Below are 17,005 nucleotides of genomic sequence, written 5' to 3' on the forward strand. Positions count from 1 at the left end.
ATGACACAGGCTGATCCCAAGAAATTCCATATCAAATCCTTTGGCTGCCAAATGAACGTTTATGACGGTGAGCGGATGTCCGAATTGCTTGTCGATCAGGGAATGAGCGCTGCCGGAAATAGCGAGGAAGCGGACCTGGTCGTCCTCAATACTTGCCATATCCGGGAAAAGGCGGTCGACAAGGTTTATTCCGATATCGGACGACTGAAACGGAAAGACGGCACCAGGCCGATGATTGCCGTGGCCGGCTGCGTCGCGCAGGCCGAGGGAGCGGAAATCTCCCGTCGTGCGCCCAGCGTGGACATCGTGGTCGGACCGCAGGCCTACCACCGGCTGCTCCATCTGTTGGACCTGGCCAAGTCGGGCAAGAAGGCGCTTGATACAGACATGCCTGTCGTGTCGAAGTTCGACGTCCTGCCAACGCGTGGCAAACAGGCCCGACCAAATGCCTTCCTGACGATTCAGGAAGGGTGTGACAAATTTTGCACCTATTGCGTCGTTCCCTACACCCGCGGCGCGGAAATCTCGCGGCCCTGGATCGATCTCGTCGAGGAAGCACGGGCCCTGGTCGATGGCGGTGCTCGCGAAATCACGTTGCTCGGCCAGAACGTAAACGCGTGGTCAGGCGAAGATGACAAGGGCCGGAAAATCGGTCTCGACGGCCTGATCAGGGCGCTCGACAGATTGTCGGGACTTGAGCGCATCCGCTACATGACAAGCCATCCGAATGACATGACGGATGCTCTGATATCGGCGCATGGCGATATACCAACGCTAATGCCGTTTCTTCATTTGCCCGTGCAATCCGGCAGCGATCGGATTCTCAAAGCCATGAACCGGTCCCATGACTCCAGCAGCTATCTCGCAATACTGGAAAAAATGCGTCAAGTTCGCCCGGATATCGCGCTGTCCGGTGACTTCATCGTCGGTTTTCCCGGCGAAACGGACGAGGACTTTGAGCAAACACTGCAGATCGTCCGTGCCGCGAAATATTCCCAGGCATTTTCCTTCAAATATTCGCCGCGTCCGGGCACCCCGGCAGCAACGATGGATGACCAGGTCGCCCCCGAGGTCATGGACGAGCGACTGCAGAGACTCCAGGCGTTGCTCAACGAGCAGCAATATGCCTTCAACCAAGATACCGTCGGCCGCGTTACGGACGTGTTGCTGGAACGGGACGGCAAGCTCGAAGGCCAGCTCATCGGGAAAACGCCATGGCTCCAGTCGGTTCATCTGATCTCACCCGATTTGCGGATCGGAGACATGGTCGACATCGAGATCACCCAGGCCGGTCCGAATAGCCTGACTGGTCAAATCACAGAAAGACTTGCTGCCTGATGGCTCAGAAAACCAAAGCGGCGATGGCCGGAAAGCTGATCAAACTGGATATCGAATTTGCCGATCCGCAAATTCTCGGCGATCTGTTCGGCGAATATGACCGCAACATTGTCGCAATCGAAAATCGCCTTGGTGTCTATATCGCGGCCCGGGGGACCAAGCTGAAAATTGAAGGCGAGGAAGATTCTGTCGCTCGGGCCCGGGACGTTCTGAACGGTATCTACAACCGTCTGGAACAGGGACAGGAAATAGACAGCGGTGCGGTGGAGGCCATCATCGCGATGGCTGCGGATCCGCGGATTGCAAAGGTCGCGAAACAATCGGCGGCAGGCGACGAAGGCAATAACGACGACAAGAATAATGTCGCTGATGCACCAAAGGTAATGATCCGTACCCGCAAGAAGACGATTTTTCCGCGGTCCGTTCGCCAGGCCCATTATATGGAAGCGCTCGCCCGCGACGACATGATTTTTGCCCTTGGGCCGGCAGGGACCGGCAAGACCTATCTGGCTGTAGCCCAAGCGGTGTCCCAGCTGATCACTGGCTCTGTCGATCGCCTCATTCTGTCGCGCCCGGCAGTCGAAGCGGGAGAAAAGATCGGCTTTCTGCCCGGTGACCTCAAGGAAAAGGTCGATCCCTTTCTTCGTCCGCTCTACGATGCGCTCTACGATACGCTGCCTGCCGAGCAGGTTGAACGCCGGATCGAAAGCGGCGAGATAGAAATCGCTCCTATCGCCTTCATGCGCGGAAGAACGCTCTCGGACGCTTTTGTGATCCTGGACGAGGCGCAAAATACCACGGCGGCGCAGATGAAAATGTTTCTGACTCGCTTCGGCATGAACAGCCGGATGGTGATCTGCGGCGACCCGAAGCAGGTCGACTTGCCGAAGGAGGCCGTATCCGGCCTGGCCGATGCGGTCGAAAAGCTGAAGGATATCGAGAGAGTCAGCACCGTTCAATTTGGTGCCAGCGATGTCGTCCGTCATCCGCTGGTCGGCAAGATCGTGGAAGCCTACGAAGGCAAAGATGCTCCAGACTGAACTGACCGCTTCTTCGCTCTGGGAGGCGGATCGGAACTGGACCGATCTGGCCGCGAAAGCCGCCGACGCAGCCATAACCGCGTCGTCGCACGCCGATTTGCTGACCAAGGCGGTCACGATCGAAGTCAGCGTCAAGCTTTCGGATGACCGCGAGGTCCACATGCTCAACAAGGCCTATCGGGCAAAGGACAAGCCAACCAATGTCCTGTCCTTTCCTCAAATTCAGCCGGATCTGCTGGATATGCTGGCCAATACGGATGACGGAGAGGCATTGCTCGGCGATATCATCCTGGCGCATGAAACATGCTCTGCAGAAGCATCGGCCAAGGAAATTCCGTTTTCGGATCATATTTCACATTTGATTGTCCACGGGGTCCTGCATTTGCTAGGATATAATCATGAAAATGATCCGGAGGCCGGGCTCATGGAAGATTGCGAAGTAAAAGCACTCTCGGCACTCGGAATAGCCAATCCTTACACAGAACAAGCGCAAAACAGGTTTTAAAGAAAAGAATGAACGAAGTTGAAAATGAGAATGGTGCCGGCAAGTCTCGCAGCGGCGGCCAATCCCGGGAAGATGACGAACCAGGACGAATATGGCGGAGCCTGAAGGCTCTGCTATTCGGCAATACCGATGACCATAGCCTCCGTGCGCAGATTGAAGAAGTCATCGATGACCATGAGAATGATGCCGACGCCGGCGCCAACGGCCAGCGCGACGTTTCGTCGCTCGAACTGGAAATGCTGCGCAACATGCTGCATTTCAGCGAAAATCGCGTGGATGATATTGCGGTCCCGCGCGCCGATATAATTGCGATCGAGGAAAGTTCGGCGTTCAGCGATTTCGTCGATATTTTCTCGGAACATGGCCACAGTCGCATACCGGTCTATCGCGAAAATCTGGACAATATTATCGGGATGATCCACATCAAGGACATATTCGCGATCGTCGCAAAAGGCGGTCCGTTCCCCGATGACATCACCCCGTTTCTCCGGCAGCCCCGCTTCGTTCCCGAATCCATGGGCGTTCTTGACCTGCTCGCCGAAATGCGGGCGACCCGGACCCACCTGGCCATCATTTTTGACGAATATAACGGAACCGAAGGACTTGTGACCATCGAGGATATTGTCGAAGAAATTACCGGCGAGATCGAGGATGAACATGATGACGAGCCGGTTCCGCTGCTGGTCAGGGCCGAGGACGGGATATGGGACGCCGATGCCCGTGCCGAGCTCGACGAGGTCGGTCAGAACATTGACCCGGCCCTTGCCGAAATTGACGAAGATGTCGACACGATAGGCGGACTGTCGTTCGTTCTCGCGGGTCACATTCCCACCGTTGGTGAGCGGCTGGAACATCCCAGTGGCTGGACATTGGAGATTACCGAAGCGGACGACCGCCGCGTCACCCGTTTGCGCCTGCATCCGCCCGCACCGCAACAGACCGAATAGCGGTCAGTTCGCGGCGAGTTGTGCGGCCCGGACGCGCCAGGTCTTGGCCAGAACCGGATTTTCCGACAGGAACCTGAGTTCGGCGCCCTGCCCCTCATGCTCGCCTGCTACAAGCAGCCCGAACAGCCGGTCCAGCGGCCATTCGGGAAACGGCTGCTCGAGCTGGATCAATTCGTCCCCTGCCCTGATCATCCCGGGTTCCAGAACGCGGAAATAGCTGCCGGATTTCGTGGTTCTGACCACCGTTTTCAGAACATCACGCTTGCCGAAGCGATGGTTGAGTTTCCAGCAAGGCTGCCGCGCGTGGCTACACTGGATGAGCGCCTCACCGATCCGGAAAATATCCCCAAGGCACAATATTTGTTCCGTCATCCCGGAGCAGCTCAGATTTTCACCGAATGCGCCCTTCTCATCGAGCACCGCCAGGTCGGGATATTTCTCCTGCCAGAATTGGTAATGCTCGGCGGGATACAGGTGCACCGCCTTGTCCCGGCCTCCGTGGTGAATCGGATCGGCGACCTCGTTCCCCTCCAGCCCTTCAACCCCGAGCATGAGCGGTTGGTCGGTGGCCGTTTTGACGATCGCGCTCAATTCCCCCTCGTCACCAAAAGGTCGAGGAGTGCCTATCAGCAGCTGTGTCAGGCGCGTCCGGATCATGAGTAATAGCCGGGGAGCAAGTTCATATTGGCAATTCCTCACCGACTATGCTTGAAGGAGCCTATGGAAATCAGTGATCTACGCATTGCCCTTTACAGCGGCAACTACAATTTTGTGCGCGATGGTGCCAATCAGGCGCTCAACCGTCTGGTAGACTATCTGCTCCGCCAGGGTGCCGCCGTGCGCGTATACTCGCCGACGACGGACACACCGGCATTTGAACCGACGGGCGATCTTGTCAGTGTCCCGTCGGTGGCCTTTCCCGGTCGCGGCGAATATCGCTTTCCGACGCGGATTTCGGGGGAGGTGCGGCGGGATCTCGAGCAGTTCAACCCCAATATCATGCAGATATCCAGTCCCGACCGGGTGGGCCACAAAATGGTTTCTTGGGCGCGGCGGCGCAACATTCCCGTCCTGGCATCGGTACATACCCGCTTCGAGACCTATCCCCGATATTATAATCTGGCATTCCTGGAGCCGGTCATCGAAGCGATCCTGCGGCGCCTATACCGGCGTTGCGATGCGCTCGTGGCACCATCGGAGTCGATGGCCCAGGTCCTCCGCGACCAGCGCATGAACTACGACGTCGGCATCTGGTCGCGCGGTGTCGACCGCGAGATCTTTCATTCCAACCGCCGCGACAATGAATGGCGCCGCTCGCTTGGCATAACGGACGACGAACCGGTCATCGGATTTCTGGGAAGGCTGGTGATGGAAAAGGGACTTGATGTCTTTTCCGACACTATTGACGAGCTTGCCCGCCGCAATGTCATGCACAAGGTACTGGTGATCGGCGAAGGACCCGCCCAGCAGTGGTTCAGGGACAGAATTCCGAGTGCCATATTCGCAGGATTTCAGGAGGGTGACCAACTGGGGCGTGCGGTGGCCAGTATGGACATGCTGTTCAATCCATCGATCACCGAGACATTTGGCAATGTGACGCTCGAGGCCATGGCCTGCGGACTTCCGGTCGTGGCGGCCAAGGCCACCGGCAGCCAGAGTCTGGTCAAGAACAACGAATCCGGAACGCTGATCACCCCCGGTGCGATCCGTGGCTTCGCCGATGCATTGCAAGCCTATTGCCAGGATCAGAGCCTGCGCCATGCCCATGGCTCGGCGGGAGAAAGGCGAGCGGAAGAGTTCAGCTGGGACCAGATCAACAATGTCGTTGCGCAAACCTATATGCGACTGGTCCGCCAGCGGCAGGCAGGCCATGGGCCGATCAAGCAAGCCGCCGTCCGCTAGCCATGGCGGGTCTGTTTGACGATCAGGAAGACCGGCAGCGGGATCCCGATGTATCTGCCAGCGCTCCTCTGGCCGACCGGCTAAGACCCCAGGAGCTGGGAGATATCGTGGGGCAGGAACATCTCGTTGGTGCCAGCGGCACCATTGGCCGCATGGTCGCCGCTGGCCGCCTGTCCTCGATCATTCTCTGGGGACCGCCAGGAACGGGCAAGACCAGCCTCGCCCGCCTGCTGGCAGATCATACCGACCTGCATTTCAAGGCGATCTCCGCCGTCTTTTCCGGCGTGGCCGAGCTGAAAAAAGTCTTCGCCGAAGCCGAAATGCATTTTCAGTCGGGCAAGGCAACGCTGCTGTTCGTCGACGAGATCCATCGGTTCAATCGCTCGCAGCAGGACAGTTTCCTTCCCTATGTTGAGCGGGGAACAGTGGTGCTTGTGGGCGCGACCACCGAAAATCCTTCCTTCGAACTGAACGCGGCGTTGCTCAGCCGGACGCAGGTGTTGATCCTCAACCGGCTGGATGCTGCCGCGCTAGGAGGTCTTCTGGACCGGGCAGAGCGTCTCGAGTCCAAGGCGCTGCCGCTGACCGATGATGCGCGGGAAGCCCTCATTGCCAGCGCCGACGGCGATGGACGATTTCTTCTCAACCAGGCCGAAACCCTGTTCTCTCTGGATATTCAGGAGCCCCTGGATCCGCCGGAACTCGCGAAGACCCTGCATCGCCGCATGCCGGTTTACGACAAGGACCGCGAAGGCCATTATAACCTGATATCTGCCCTGCATAAGGCGCTACGCGGATCCGATCCGCAGGCATCGCTCTATTATCTCGCGCGAATGCTGGTTGCCGGTGAGGAACCCCTTTACGTGCTGCGCCGGATCGTCCGCTTTGCCAGCGAAGATATCGGCCTCGCCGATCCGCAGGCCCTGGTTCAGGCGCTGGCGGCAAAAGACGCTTATGAATTTCTGGGTAGTCCGGAAGGCGAACTGGCGATTGTCCAGGCCTGCCTGTACTGCGCGACCGCGCCGAAATCCAATGCCGCCTACAAGGCGCAGAAACAGGCCTGGAAGTCTGCCCGTCAGACCGGATCGCTGACGCCGCCGCAAAATATTCTCAATGCACCGACGAAGCTGATGAAGGATATCGGCTATGGTTCGGGATATAGTTATGATCACGAGACTGACGACGGCTTTTCCGGCGACAATTACTGGCCTGCCGAGATGTCACCGGAAGTTTTTTACGCACCGGTCGACCGCGGTTTTGAACGCAAGATCCGGGAACGGCTTGATTACTGGGAGAATTTGCGTGCTAAGAAAACTGGTTAGCCTGGGGCTTTTGGGCATAGCGTTGCCGGCGGCCGCCCTTGCGCAGGATAGTGAAGCCACCCGCTATGACAAGGCGCTGGCAGCGGGATACAAGGCTCAGTTCCTCTGTTCCGGCTTGTGGAACGGGGGAAAATCGCTGGCCGATATCAAGGCGGACGAACTGACGGGCATTTACGAGCGGATTGCGGATATCGTCCCTACCCTGACCGAGGAAGTCGACCATACCCGACGACAGGTCCGGGTCGGCTATGCGAACGATGCACCGCCCCGTATCGCGGTCTGGAACGCCCGCAGTGGTTGCACCGGAATGCCCATTGGCGTCGGAGAGGTCGCGAGCGGATCACCGGCAATGCCGCGTGAATATTTTGACGATAGATCCTGGCCGATGGGCGATCGCAACGCCGCGGCACCGGCGACTGCCGCTTCGGCCGCGCTCAACGCCGTGGCCGGGCGCGCATTTGAACCGGAGAGCTTTGGCGGACGAAGCAGCGGCGTGCTGGTCATACGGCATGGCAAGATCGTTGCGGAGAAATACAAGCCAGGCCACGATCTTCATACCAGCCAGCGGACCTGGTCGGTAGCCAAATCCATCGCCGGAACGTTGATAGGGCATTCGGTCCAGCGGAATATCGTCGATGTGAACATCCCGGTCCGGATCGCGGCATGGCAAAGTCCTGGCGATCCCCGTGCATCGCTTACGATCGACCAGTTGCTCCGGATGAGCAGCGGCCTGGTCAGTGACACCGCCGGCAACCGCACCGATCCGGTTTACATGGGCGGTGCTGCGGTCAGTGAACGGGCAACAGCTTGGCCGCTTTTGTACAGGCCGGGCACACGCTATCGCTATGCCAACAACGATACGATGCTCGCCGTTCTGGCCGCGCGGGCACAGCATCGCGGTCACCAAACTGCCATTGGCGGTCCTCAGGCCGACCTCCGTGGATTTGACCCCTACGTCTTTTTCCAGAAGCTCGGGATGACCCGGACCTATGCCGAAACCGACTGGCAAGGGGATTACATCCTGTCCAGCCAGGTTTGGACGTCGGCGCGGGATCTTGGACGGCTTGGTCTGCTCTATCTGAACAACGGCATGTGGAATGGTGAACGCCTGTTGCCGGAGGGCTGGCGGGATTATGTTTCTGCACCGTCGGGACCGCAGCCGGACCGGCAATTTGGTTATGGCGCCTCCTTCTGGTTGCTCAACCGGTCGGAAGGGATACCCAAGGATGCGTTTGCCGGCTTTGGCAATCGCGGCCAATATCTGGTGATCATTCCCTCGCTTGATCTTGTGATCGTCCGTCGCGGCTATGATAGTGCTGAAGATCGGTTCGATATCGAAGCGTTCACGAGGGAAATCGTGGCCGAAACGAAATGACAAGGCTTTGCTATCTCGCCGCCACCTGCACGACCCTTACCGGTCCGTCCTCGATTCGCATCCTGGATCGGGAACACCGGCCCTTGCAAAGCGGCGAGGTCCGAGTTCGGGTGCGAGCGGCGGGTCTCAATTTTCCCGACCTGCTGATGACCCAGGGCAAATATCAGTTTCGTCCCGACCCGCCGTTCGTACCGGGGTTGGAAGCGGCAGGAGAAGTGCTCGAAGTAGCACATGATGTCGCCAGCGCAGCACCCGGAGACAGAGTCATGGTCGGCGGCAAGGGTGGAGCGCTGGCCGAACAATGGATTGTCCCCGAGAGCGCTGTCTCGCCTTTGCCGCCCGCTCTCTCTTTCGTCGAAGGCGCCTGCTGGCAGACGGCCGCATCCACCGCCTGGCATGCGCTGGTAGAGCGGGCGCATTTGCAGCCAGGCGAAGCCGTACTGGTCCTCGGCGCGAGCGGCGGTGTCGGCATGGCCGCCGTACAAATGGCAAAGCATCTTGGCGCCAAAGTCATCGGCACCGGGTCGAGTGGGCAAAAGCGGCAAGCGATTGTTGATGCCGGTGCGGATCATGTGCTTGATCCGGCAGACCCCGAACTGGCGGCAAAGGTCAAAGCGCTGACCGATGGAGCAGGTGCTGATGTCATTTTCGATCCGGTCGGTGGAGAACTTGCGCTCACGGCAACCCGCGCGATAGCATGGAGCGGACGCTATCTCATCGTCGGCTTTGCCAGCGGCGTGATCCCGTCATTTCCTGCCAATCACACGCTGATCAAGACCTACAGTCTGATCGGCGTTCGCGCGGGGGAAAGCCCGCGCCGCGATCCCCAACTGGCCCGTCGACAAACCCGGGCGTTGCGGGAACTGGCAGCGCAGGGCGTCATGCGTCCGCACGTATCGCATCGCTTCTCGCTGCAGGAGACGGCGCAAGCCCTGGCAGTGCTGGAACGGCGCGAAGCGATTGGCCGGGTGGTGGTTGAACCTGCAGAAACCGACTGAAATTCTCAGGTTTTTACATCCTCTGGGCCGGTAAAAACTATTGCTTCCTGTCAATTGGCCGGTGACCATGCTATCCCCTTGATCATCAGAACCACCAGAATAGGGGAAGCTACATGGATGGGATGCGAATAGGAAATTATGCTCTGGATACGGAGCTGATGATGGAATGGGGCGAAAAACTTGGTTTGGCGCTGCTCATTCTGCTGGGCACATGGGTCCTGGCAAAGGCCGCCAAATGGGCCTTTGCCAAGCTGGTCGACAATGTGAAATTTCTGCAGCGGGACACGTCGACGGGCACGTCCGTTGGCGAGGCGCTGGGAAAGATTGTTTCCTTGCTGATCTGGCTGTTCGGCCTCCTTGTCATCCTGCGCGTACTCGGCCTGGGCGGCGTTGACGCCCCGATCCAGACCTTGCTCAATTCGATCATGGGCTTCGTTCCCAATCTTCTGGGCGCAGCAATCATCTTCTTCATTGGTATCGTGGTCGCCCGCATCGTCAGGGACCTTGTCGTGACCTTCCTGCAGACGGTTGATCTCGACAAATGGGCCAATCGCGGCGGCATTGACACGGTCACCGGCAATTCGGCAATCAGCAAGACCATCGGCACGATCGCCTATGTCCTGATCATCATTCCGGTGGCGATACTGGCGCTCGAAGCGCTGCAACTGGAAACCGTTTCCGGTCCGGCCAGCGACATGCTCAGAATGATACTCGAAGCGATACCGAATATTCTCGGTGCAGCGGTGATCCTCGGTATCGGCTATCTGATCAGCCGGTTCGTGGTACAGATCATCTCCGAAGTCCTGCCGGGTCTCGGCGTCGATCAATCCGTGGCAGCGATGGAAATCCTGCCCGCATCAACATCACTGACCACGATTATCGCCCGGATAGCGCAAATTGCCATCATGCTGGCTTCTGCCATTGCTGCGACCCATTTGCTCGGATTTCCCGAACTGACCGCCATTCTTGATCAGATTCTTGAGCTTGGCGGCCGTGTCATTTTCGGTAGCGTGGTGATCCTGGCCGGCTTCCTGATCGGAAACCTGCTCGCCAAGATCATCGGCGGGGCTGCCGAGGGTAACATGGCGGCGACGATCGTGCGCTATGCCACGATCATCCTGTTCACGTTCATGGGCTTGCAGTTCATGGGTGTTGGGGAAGAAATTGTGCAGACGGCCTTCACCGCGCTGGTCATCGGCGGAGCGGCCGCGGCCGCGCTGGCCTTTGGATGGGGCGGTCGCCATGTAGCCGGAAAGCTGCTGGAGGATATCTACGAAAATCCGCCAAAGCCGAAAGCGCCGACGGTCCGCAAGCCTGCTGCCAAGAAACCGGCAGCCCGAAAGCCAGCGACCAAGAAATAGCGTTCGGCTGTCTAGCAAGCAATGAAGGGCGGGTCCGGTTGGGCCTGCCCTTTTCTTTTGTGCTCCAGCTGCGCTAGACAAAGGCTGTGCGACACTTCACCCATTTTGCCTGCGTGGACTGGTCCGGCGCCCGCTCCGAACGGCCTGGCGGCCTGGCGGTGGCAAGAATCGGACCAGAAGGCCCGCCGCGCCTGCTGTCCCCCGAACCGCGTTGGTCACGGATGGATATTCTCGAATGGCTCTTGGGTCTTGCAGCGGAGGCAGAGGATATTCTGATTGGCTTTGACCTGTCGATGGCCCTGCCCTTCCTCGACGAGGAGGGCTATTTTCCGGACTGGCATCAAAGCCCGGACAATGCCAAGGCGCTCTGGCATATGGTAGACCGGATTTCCGGTGAAGATCCGCATTTGAGTGTCCCGACCTTCTTGGATCACAATCAGGCAAGCCGCCATTTTCGCCACAGCCGTGACCAAGTTGGCGATCTGTTCGGCAAGGGTATAGGCCGTCTGCGGGAGGTCGAACGCCACCAGCGCGCCACCGGGCAGGCCAATAGCGCCAGCTGCTTCAACTTGATCGGAGCCGCACAGGTCGGCAAGTCCAGCCTTACCGGCATGCGCTTGCTGCACCGGCTGGGCGGCGCCATCCCCGTCTGGCCGTTTGATCCGGTTCCGGAACAAGGTCCGGTGATCGTCGAAATCTACACGACCATCGCCGCCCTGGCAGCCGGTCAGCCAAGGGGCCGCAGCAAGGTCCGCGATCGGGCCGGTCTCGAGACCGCGCTGCGGCGGCTTGATACGCAGCCTCCGAGGCAATTGACCCGCTATGACGATCACAGCACCGATGCCCTGATCACGGCGGCATGGATGAAGCGGGTTGCATCCGATCCGGCGCTCTGGAACCCGCCGGCAATGACGGACCGGGTCGCGCGAAAAGAAGGCTGGACCTTTGGCGTCGTTTGACGCTAATAGCGCGCAGCAAATCCAGTGCATGCCGAATTAGCTCAGCTGGTAGAGCAACCGCCTTGTAAGCGGTAGGTCATCCGTTCGAGTCGGATATTCGGCACCACCCAGTCCTCTGCATTTACGGTCTCCAAAAATTCGCGGACGACGGACCCGACAATACCGCAGTTCTGCGGCTTTTGGCGGATATGAATGTTCAGACCAGGACACGGAGACCGCTGAGTTGCGGCTAAATACCCGAAAATGGAGTATTTTCTCCGTCGGCCAAAAACTGTCGTAGGATGCTGATTTTGGGGGATTTCGTTGCTTTGGCGTTCGGCGGCTTATTTTGCGGGCTATCGAGTCATTCGAACCCGAAAAACACCCTCTGGGCCTTCCAGCAATGTGGAATGCAAGTGGCGCGCAGCATCTTGCGAGCGCTAAGCATGGCAGGCTGCCGCCCTTCCAATATGGCGGTAACAATATCAGGGGCCAAAAACTTTAGCCGCGCAAGCCTCGCCAGATGAGGCCTTTGCTCCGAATGAACCGACTCGCCGATGGCCAAGGTGAAATATGCAGCTTCTGCTTTCGCAATCAGAGCAATCAACTTTGTATCGATTCTTTTGGTTTGAACCGGTTCGCTGGAAGCAAAAACCAGTCTCAGTTCCTGGCCCCGCTTGGCAAGAGTCATCGCGATGGGGATTGTTACTTTGGCAGAGGTCTCGTTGATGCTCAGTTTCGGATATAAATACTGCGCCAACTTGCTGGCATCAAAATTCAAAGTGACGGCATCATCTGCCAATTCAATCATTAAATCGATACCAAGCAGAATATCCCGCAACCGCGATGGTGACGCAGTTTTGATTCTGACCGCAAGCTCAACGCAGTCACTGATCAGGTTCTGGGATGGTACTTCGCTGACCAAATCACCACACTGTGCAACGATGCCTGCCTCGTCCCGGAGCCATGCGGCGAGCCGCGACTGGACGGGCCGTTCTATTTCCCTCGCCGGAATCCGCCATGCATCAGGTGGCGATTTACCATCGGCGGATTGAGTCCGCGTAACGTAATAGCGATATCGTCTGTTTGCGCGCTTCGCATGTGTCGGGGTCATCGCCCTGCCCAATCCATCAGTTAGCATTCCAGCAAATGGACTCGGCTGATCAGCTTGGGACTGCAAACGATGATTGTTGCGATTGTCATGAATAAGAGCCTGCACCGTGCCCCAGAGTTTGCGATCAATGATTGCCTTATGCTCGCCCGCATAGCTTTGGTCCTTATGGGTGATCTCGCCGATAAAAATGCGGTTTTGCAACAAATGGGCCAAGGCCCCTTTACCAAACACCTGATTGCCAGCCTTGCGTCCGTCCCGATAGGTTCGTGGTTTGCTGCGGATACCATCGCGCTCGAGTTCGCCTGCAAGCGCGCCGATGGATTTGAGCGCGCAATAGCGCTCGAAGATATGCCTGACGATTTTCGCTTCCCTCTCGTTAATCATCAGCTTTCGGTCTTTGACATCATAGCCGAGCGGTAATGGTCCTCCCATCCACATGCCTTTCTTTTTGGAAGCAGCTATCTTGTCACGAATGCGCTCGCCGGTCACCTCGCGCTCGAACTGCGCGAAGGATAAAAGTACGTTCAATGTCAGCCTGCCCATGCTGGTAGTAGTATTAAACGACTGGGTGACACTGACGAAACTAGCCCCTGCCCCGTCCAATATATCAACGATTTTTGCAAAGTCGGATAGGGCGCGGGTTAGCCGGTCCACTTTGTAGACAACAATGACATCGACCTTGCCTGCTTCCACATCAGCCATCAGTCTTTTAAGGCCTGGTCTTTCTATGCTTCCGCCCGAATATCCGCCATCATCATATTGTTTATCAACTGGGCTCCAGCCTTCATGTCGCTGACTGGTTATATAGGCAGCGCAGGCTTCTGCCTGAGCATCAAGACTGTTAAATTCCTGCTCCAGTCCTTCCTCGGTTGATTTACGAGTATAGATAGCGCAGCGGATAGATTTTGCGCCTTCGCCGCGGCCATTGGGTTTTGCAGAACAACGCTCAGACACCGGCATCAGCCCGCTTTGGTTTGCGATCAGCGCCTTTACGATCCGCAAGACCGAAGAACCTCGGCCCTGACCATTTGGTACCGGTTATAGCGTTGGCGATTTGCGATAGGGAGCGATAGCGCCGGTCCTCGAATAGGAAACCCTCCTCCATCACGAGCACATGGCACGTGTTTCCATGCCAATCGCGGCTGAGACGCGTTCCCGGCTTCAGGTCGCCATGCCGACTGATGGATACTTCCGCGCCACTGCCCAGCTGCTTCGCCAACCGTTTGATCTGGCGGCGCGCAGTGGTTGTGAGGCCGCCATATTGACGCTCTTGCAGGCGATAGGCGATGCTGCGGAATAACAGGTCGGCACCAAGCGTGGGTGTTGGCTTTTTATAGAGCCGTTCCCATTCTGAACCGAGTTCGGTCAGCGACATCGACGATATGGCTTCGAGCCGGTCGGAAAGCCCGCTCACGATCGATCACCGATTTTCTCAGGCGCGATGTGATAGCAGGGCGCACCGTCGCGGCTTGTCTTGAGGATATTATGGCCTTTTTTTCTCAAGCCCGAAAGGAAGGCCCGGACACTATGGGGTTGCCAGTTGGTCACTTTGCATATCTCGTCCAGCGCTGCGCCTTTGGCTCGGCCTAATAGTGCGATAACAGTGTCAGACTTGGTTTGCGGTTTTGCTTTTGTGGTTGGCATTGGGGTTCTCCCGTGCGGCGCTGGAGGATCCATCGCTTCCACTGAGACAAGCCGCAGGTGGTAATTTACCCCTGCGGCCTGTCGCGAACATTACCCTGCGACACCAACAGCAATGCTCGAACCAACGACGAAGTCCAGTGGATTTGCTGAATTTTAATAAAAACACCCATTCGGCAAACACCCCATTTTCGATTCTGAAAGCTGCCGCTAAGGGCTCAGAATTTTGTTCGCGCCGGAACGGCACCACTGGGTGATTAGCGGACGTCCGGGTAGGCCGAGACAGCGGGTGCTTCTGGGCCGTCTGCTGGCAGGCACGTTTCAGGTGAAGAGCTCCCGAAAGCCACCGAACTATTCCGGACGTGATAGGAGGCATTCAGTCCACTCGCCCTTCGACGGCACGATGATCGTGACGCCTTCTAAGTCAACTTCTGTCCGTCGCCTGCACCCGGATTATCCGCCCTGTCCGCTGAACAGCATCGGACTCATCTCAATAGTCATTGCGTTCAACCCCGCCGCCCGCAGTTCGACGATAATGCACGCGTTTGCGGCTCCTTTCGAGTATTGCTTGCTGGATGAAGCTTACACCCTGCGAGGCCCAAAACATCGTGTCGTTAGCTCGTGCCGGGAAGACAGGATGCCAACGACCGAGGCCTTCCATCGGCATCTCCTCATCCGGTCGATGCGGAGCGACTTCAGCGAAGAAGCTTCGAGCATCCAGAGACGGGAATATGGACTCCGGCGCTGCAAACGCCACAAGACCTTCGGCGGCCCATGTCATCCCGAGGCTGATGAAAATCTTCTCCTCGTTCCACGGGTAGGCGGCAAGATCGTCGAGGACCACATCCGACCCCGTGCAATCGACAATCACGTCGAAACCCTGCACTACAATGCGTGAGGAGTCCTCGATTGGCGGAAAATTGGTCCGAATCGGCTTAATGTCGGCATCGGGCATAGCGGTGCTCAGCCGACGGGCGAGGGCAATCGCCTTGAAGTGTCCGACATCCTCGATCGACAATATATGCCTGCAGAGATTTCTAGCCTCGACACGATCGCCGTCCATCACGCCCACCCGTAACGTTCTTGGACTACCACCGGTAGACCAGACGAGTTTATCATATTCGATAATTTCACCGCCCTTGGTCGTGACGCTTTTCGCGGCGGGGTTGACCGACACAACTCGCTGTCCAGTCATCATAGTAATTTGCCGATCATTCCAAAAAGATTGAGGACGGATCATCTCTCAAGAGCTGTTTGGTCTTGTCCAGTCCAACTTCCAGATAAATCGACGCACAAATGCGCTTAGCACGAAAAGCGGCAATCCCGGCCTGCTAACCGGAATGATAACAGATCCCGATGGCAAACCGATGACACCCACCCATGCAGCGAGCTCTCATCATGGGACGAGGATCTTCTCAAGGAAGAGCTTGAAGCGCTGTTCGATTCCGACTGCCTGGACATTACCGGCTTCAGCGCCGCGGACCTGGATTTTGCGATTCTTGATGACAAGCCCGCTCCGCAGGAAGAGAGGGTCGAGCTCCCCGATCCGGGGATCATGCCGGTTTCGCGGAATGGCGATATCTGGATCGCAGGGCCTCACCAGATCGGCTGCGGCGATGCGGCCGATACCTGCTATGTGGAACTGGTGTTCGACGGCAGGCTGGCCGTTCTCGTTTTTGGGGACTTACCATACAATGTGCCGACGGTTGGCCATATCCAGTCCGGCAAGGGCAAACACAATCACCGCGACCTGGCAGGTGCATTCGGACAAATAAGCTCGGCCGGATCGTGATCGACGGTCTGCGCGATGACAGCATTGCCGAACTATGCCGCCGTGAAGGTATCGCGCAGGGCGTATATTACAAATGGTCGAAGAATTTTATGAAAGCCGGTAAGCGCAGGTTTGCTGGCGATACGGCGCGCGCTGCCAACAGCGACGAGGTCCGTGATCTTCGTAAGGAAGCCCGCGATCTAAAGAAATCGTGATTTAAGCGCCACTTCATTCGAAGACAGCCAAGGACAACTCGCGGGTGGAAATTGGCCAAAATTCGCTTATGAGTGACCGGAAATAATGTATCATATCAGAACATTAAGTATGATCATCGGCTAGGTATGATCCCACTTCGTAAACCACGAAAATGGCGCAAAAGCGGTGCTTTCCGTCAAAACATAACAGATTAATTGATAGAATTTATCTCGCTTTTCTAACGATTAGCTTGATTATGACTCGCCATGAGCGAAAAAAAATGCTTAAAGAAAAATTAACGACGAGAGTGGAAAAACTGAATAAAAGTTTGCGTTACCGCGAAGCACTTCAGAAATAAAAGACCTGTAGGTCGCGTCTATGTCAGCTTAATCTAGCGATCCCTTTCATTGTTAACGTTACATCTGGGGATGGGTTCCACGGATGCAGCCATCGGGCAGGCACCGCTGTGCTTTTGGCTTCCTGACGTGACCCCCAACGTTCATCCATTTGCGATTAGAGTCTCGGCATCGTTATTGCGCGACTGCGCGGGTGAAGCAA

General features: G+C 57.2%; 16 protein-coding genes, 1 tRNA gene and 1 pseudogene. 13 read left to right on the top strand and 5 right to left on the bottom strand.

The genetic code is table 11. The features are described from left to right. Genes miaB through V7650_RS15435 form a run of 4 tightly spaced genes read left to right on the top strand, consistent with a single transcriptional unit; the run spans position 1 to position 3,830 of the window. Complete coding sequence (miaB, locus tag V7650_RS15420) at positions 1-1,338, top strand: tRNA (N6-isopentenyl adenosine(37)-C2)-methylthiotransferase MiaB (protein WP_335657134.1); 1,338 nt, start codon at positions 1-3, stop codon at positions 1,336-1,338. Between the two features lie 23 nt (positions 1,339-1,361). Continuing rightward, positions 1,362-2,378, top strand: a complete 1,017-nt coding sequence (locus tag V7650_RS15425; RefSeq protein ID WP_442955317.1) for a PhoH family protein — start codon at positions 1,362-1,364, stop codon at positions 2,376-2,378. Further along, complete coding sequence (ybeY, locus tag V7650_RS15430) at positions 2,365-2,883, top strand: rRNA maturation RNase YbeY (RefSeq protein ID WP_335657154.1); 519 nt, start codon at positions 2,365-2,367, stop codon at positions 2,881-2,883. The genes V7650_RS15425 and ybeY overlap by 14 nt, the downstream gene beginning before the upstream one ends. 8 nt (positions 2,884-2,891) lie before the next feature. Further along, positions 2,892-3,830 carry a hemolysin family protein gene (locus V7650_RS15435; RefSeq protein WP_335657136.1) on the top strand — a complete coding sequence of 313 codons (939 nt, stop codon included), beginning with the start codon at positions 2,892-2,894 and terminating at the stop codon, positions 3,828-3,830. 3 nt (positions 3,831-3,833) lie between these two features. On the opposite strand, the gene V7650_RS15440 is transcribed toward V7650_RS15435, so the two are convergent. Continuing rightward, positions 3,834-4,487 carry an MOSC domain-containing protein gene (locus V7650_RS15440; RefSeq protein WP_335657137.1) on the bottom strand — a complete coding sequence of 218 codons (654 nt, stop codon included), beginning with the start codon at positions 4,485-4,487 and terminating at the stop codon, positions 3,834-3,836. Positions 4,488-4,550: 63 nt separating this feature from the next. Here V7650_RS15440 and V7650_RS15445 point away from each other — a divergent pair, with 63 nt between their 5' ends. The 7 genes from V7650_RS15445 to V7650_RS15475 all read left to right on the top strand — a co-directional run bounded on the left by V7650_RS15445 (position 4,551) and on the right by V7650_RS15475 (position 11,853). Next, positions 4,551-5,732, top strand: a complete 1,182-nt coding sequence (locus V7650_RS15445; RefSeq protein ID WP_335657138.1) for a glycosyltransferase family 4 protein — start codon at positions 4,551-4,553, stop codon at positions 5,730-5,732. 2 nt (positions 5,733-5,734) lie between these two features. After that, positions 5,735-7,054 (top strand): replication-associated recombination protein A, encoded by a 1,320-nt coding sequence (locus V7650_RS15450; RefSeq protein WP_335657139.1) that lies wholly within the window; start codon positions 5,735-5,737, stop codon positions 7,052-7,054. Further along, a complete protein-coding gene (locus V7650_RS15455) occupies positions 7,035-8,429 on the top strand; it encodes a serine hydrolase domain-containing protein (RefSeq protein WP_335657140.1) in 1,395 nt (464 codons plus the stop codon). Before V7650_RS15450 ends, V7650_RS15455 begins: the two co-directional genes overlap by 20 nt. Continuing rightward, the gene (locus tag V7650_RS15460; protein ID WP_335657141.1) at positions 8,426-9,427 is read left to right on the top strand and encodes an NADPH:quinone oxidoreductase family protein; all 1,002 of its coding nucleotides are present in this window, start codon (positions 8,426-8,428) and stop codon (positions 9,425-9,427) included. Before V7650_RS15455 ends, V7650_RS15460 begins: the two co-directional genes overlap by 4 nt. 113 nt (positions 9,428-9,540) lie before the next feature. After that, the gene (locus V7650_RS15465) at positions 9,541-10,788 is read left to right on the top strand and encodes a mechanosensitive ion channel (RefSeq protein WP_335657142.1); all 1,248 of its coding nucleotides are present in this window, start codon (positions 9,541-9,543) and stop codon (positions 10,786-10,788) included. Between the two features lie 86 nt (positions 10,789-10,874). Beyond that, positions 10,875-11,747: a hypothetical protein gene (locus V7650_RS15470; protein WP_335657143.1), complete on the top strand. Its 873-nt coding sequence runs from the start codon at positions 10,875-10,877 to the stop codon at positions 11,745-11,747. 30 nt (positions 11,748-11,777) lie between these two features. Beyond that, positions 11,778-11,853, top strand: a tRNA-Thr gene (locus V7650_RS15475). A gap of 237 nt (positions 11,854-12,090) precedes the next feature. Here the strand turns inward: V7650_RS15475 and V7650_RS15480 are convergent. From V7650_RS15480 to V7650_RS15495, 4 genes are all read right to left on the bottom strand, one after another. Beyond that, positions 12,091-13,800, bottom strand: coding sequence for a recombinase family protein (locus V7650_RS15480; protein WP_335657144.1), 1,710 nt, complete (start codon positions 13,798-13,800; stop codon positions 12,091-12,093). Beyond that, a complete protein-coding gene (locus tag V7650_RS15485; protein WP_335657145.1) occupies positions 13,787-14,254 on the bottom strand; it encodes a DUF2924 domain-containing protein in 468 nt (155 codons plus the stop codon). Before V7650_RS15485 ends, V7650_RS15480 begins: the two co-directional genes overlap by 14 nt. Then, positions 14,251-14,484, bottom strand: a complete 234-nt coding sequence (locus tag V7650_RS15490) for a DUF3489 domain-containing protein (RefSeq protein WP_335657146.1) — start codon at positions 14,482-14,484, stop codon at positions 14,251-14,253. The genes V7650_RS15485 and V7650_RS15490 overlap by 4 nt, the downstream gene beginning before the upstream one ends. A gap of 487 nt (positions 14,485-14,971) precedes the next feature. Beyond that, positions 14,972-15,679, bottom strand: a complete 708-nt coding sequence (locus tag V7650_RS15495) for a ThiF family adenylyltransferase (RefSeq protein WP_335657147.1) — start codon at positions 15,677-15,679, stop codon at positions 14,972-14,974. A gap of 357 nt (positions 15,680-16,036) precedes the next feature. On the opposite strand from V7650_RS15495, the gene V7650_RS15500 reads away from it, so the two are divergent. Then, complete coding sequence (locus tag V7650_RS15500; protein ID WP_335657148.1) at positions 16,037-16,273, top strand: hypothetical protein; 237 nt, start codon at positions 16,037-16,039, stop codon at positions 16,271-16,273. Beyond that, positions 16,264-16,461 (top strand): annotated as a pseudogene (locus V7650_RS15505) (transposase); the annotation flags it as partial. The gene V7650_RS15500 and the pseudogene V7650_RS15505, both read left to right, overlap by 10 nt. Positions 16,462-17,005: the final 544 nt, after the last annotated feature.

The sequence above is a fragment of the Parasphingorhabdus sp. genome (assembly GCF_036964565.1).
In the GTDB taxonomy this organism is placed as follows: Bacteria; Pseudomonadota; Alphaproteobacteria; order Sphingomonadales; family Sphingomonadaceae; genus Parasphingorhabdus.

Coding starts and splice junctions, on each gene's coding strand:
- miaB (WP_335657134.1), top strand. CDS start 1: ATGACACAGGCTGATCCCAAGAAATTCCATATCAAATCCTTTGGCTGC.
- V7650_RS15425 (WP_442955317.1), top strand. CDS start 1,362: ATGGCCGGAAAGCTGATCAAACTGGATATCGAATTTGCCGATCCGCAA.
- ybeY (WP_335657154.1), top strand. CDS start 2,365: ATGCTCCAGACTGAACTGACCGCTTCTTCGCTCTGGGAGGCGGATCGG.
- V7650_RS15435 (WP_335657136.1), top strand. CDS start 2,892: ATGAACGAAGTTGAAAATGAGAATGGTGCCGGCAAGTCTCGCAGCGGC.
- V7650_RS15440 (WP_335657137.1), bottom strand. CDS start 4,487: ATGATCCGGACGCGCCTGACACAGCTGCTGATAGGCACTCCTCGACCT.
- V7650_RS15445 (WP_335657138.1), top strand. CDS start 4,551: ATGGAAATCAGTGATCTACGCATTGCCCTTTACAGCGGCAACTACAAT.
- V7650_RS15450 (WP_335657139.1), top strand. CDS start 5,735: ATGGCGGGTCTGTTTGACGATCAGGAAGACCGGCAGCGGGATCCCGAT.
- V7650_RS15460 (WP_335657141.1), top strand. CDS start 8,426: ATGACAAGGCTTTGCTATCTCGCCGCCACCTGCACGACCCTTACCGGT.
- V7650_RS15465 (WP_335657142.1), top strand. CDS start 9,541: ATGGATGGGATGCGAATAGGAAATTATGCTCTGGATACGGAGCTGATG.
- V7650_RS15480 (WP_335657144.1), bottom strand. CDS start 13,800: ATGCCGGTGTCTGAGCGTTGTTCTGCAAAACCCAATGGCCGCGGCGAA.
- V7650_RS15490 (WP_335657146.1), bottom strand. CDS start 14,484: ATGCCAACCACAAAAGCAAAACCGCAAACCAAGTCTGACACTGTTATC.
- V7650_RS15495 (WP_335657147.1), bottom strand. CDS start 15,679: ATGATGACTGGACAGCGAGTTGTGTCGGTCAACCCCGCCGCGAAAAGC.
- V7650_RS15500 (WP_335657148.1), top strand. CDS start 16,037: ATGCCGGTTTCGCGGAATGGCGATATCTGGATCGCAGGGCCTCACCAG.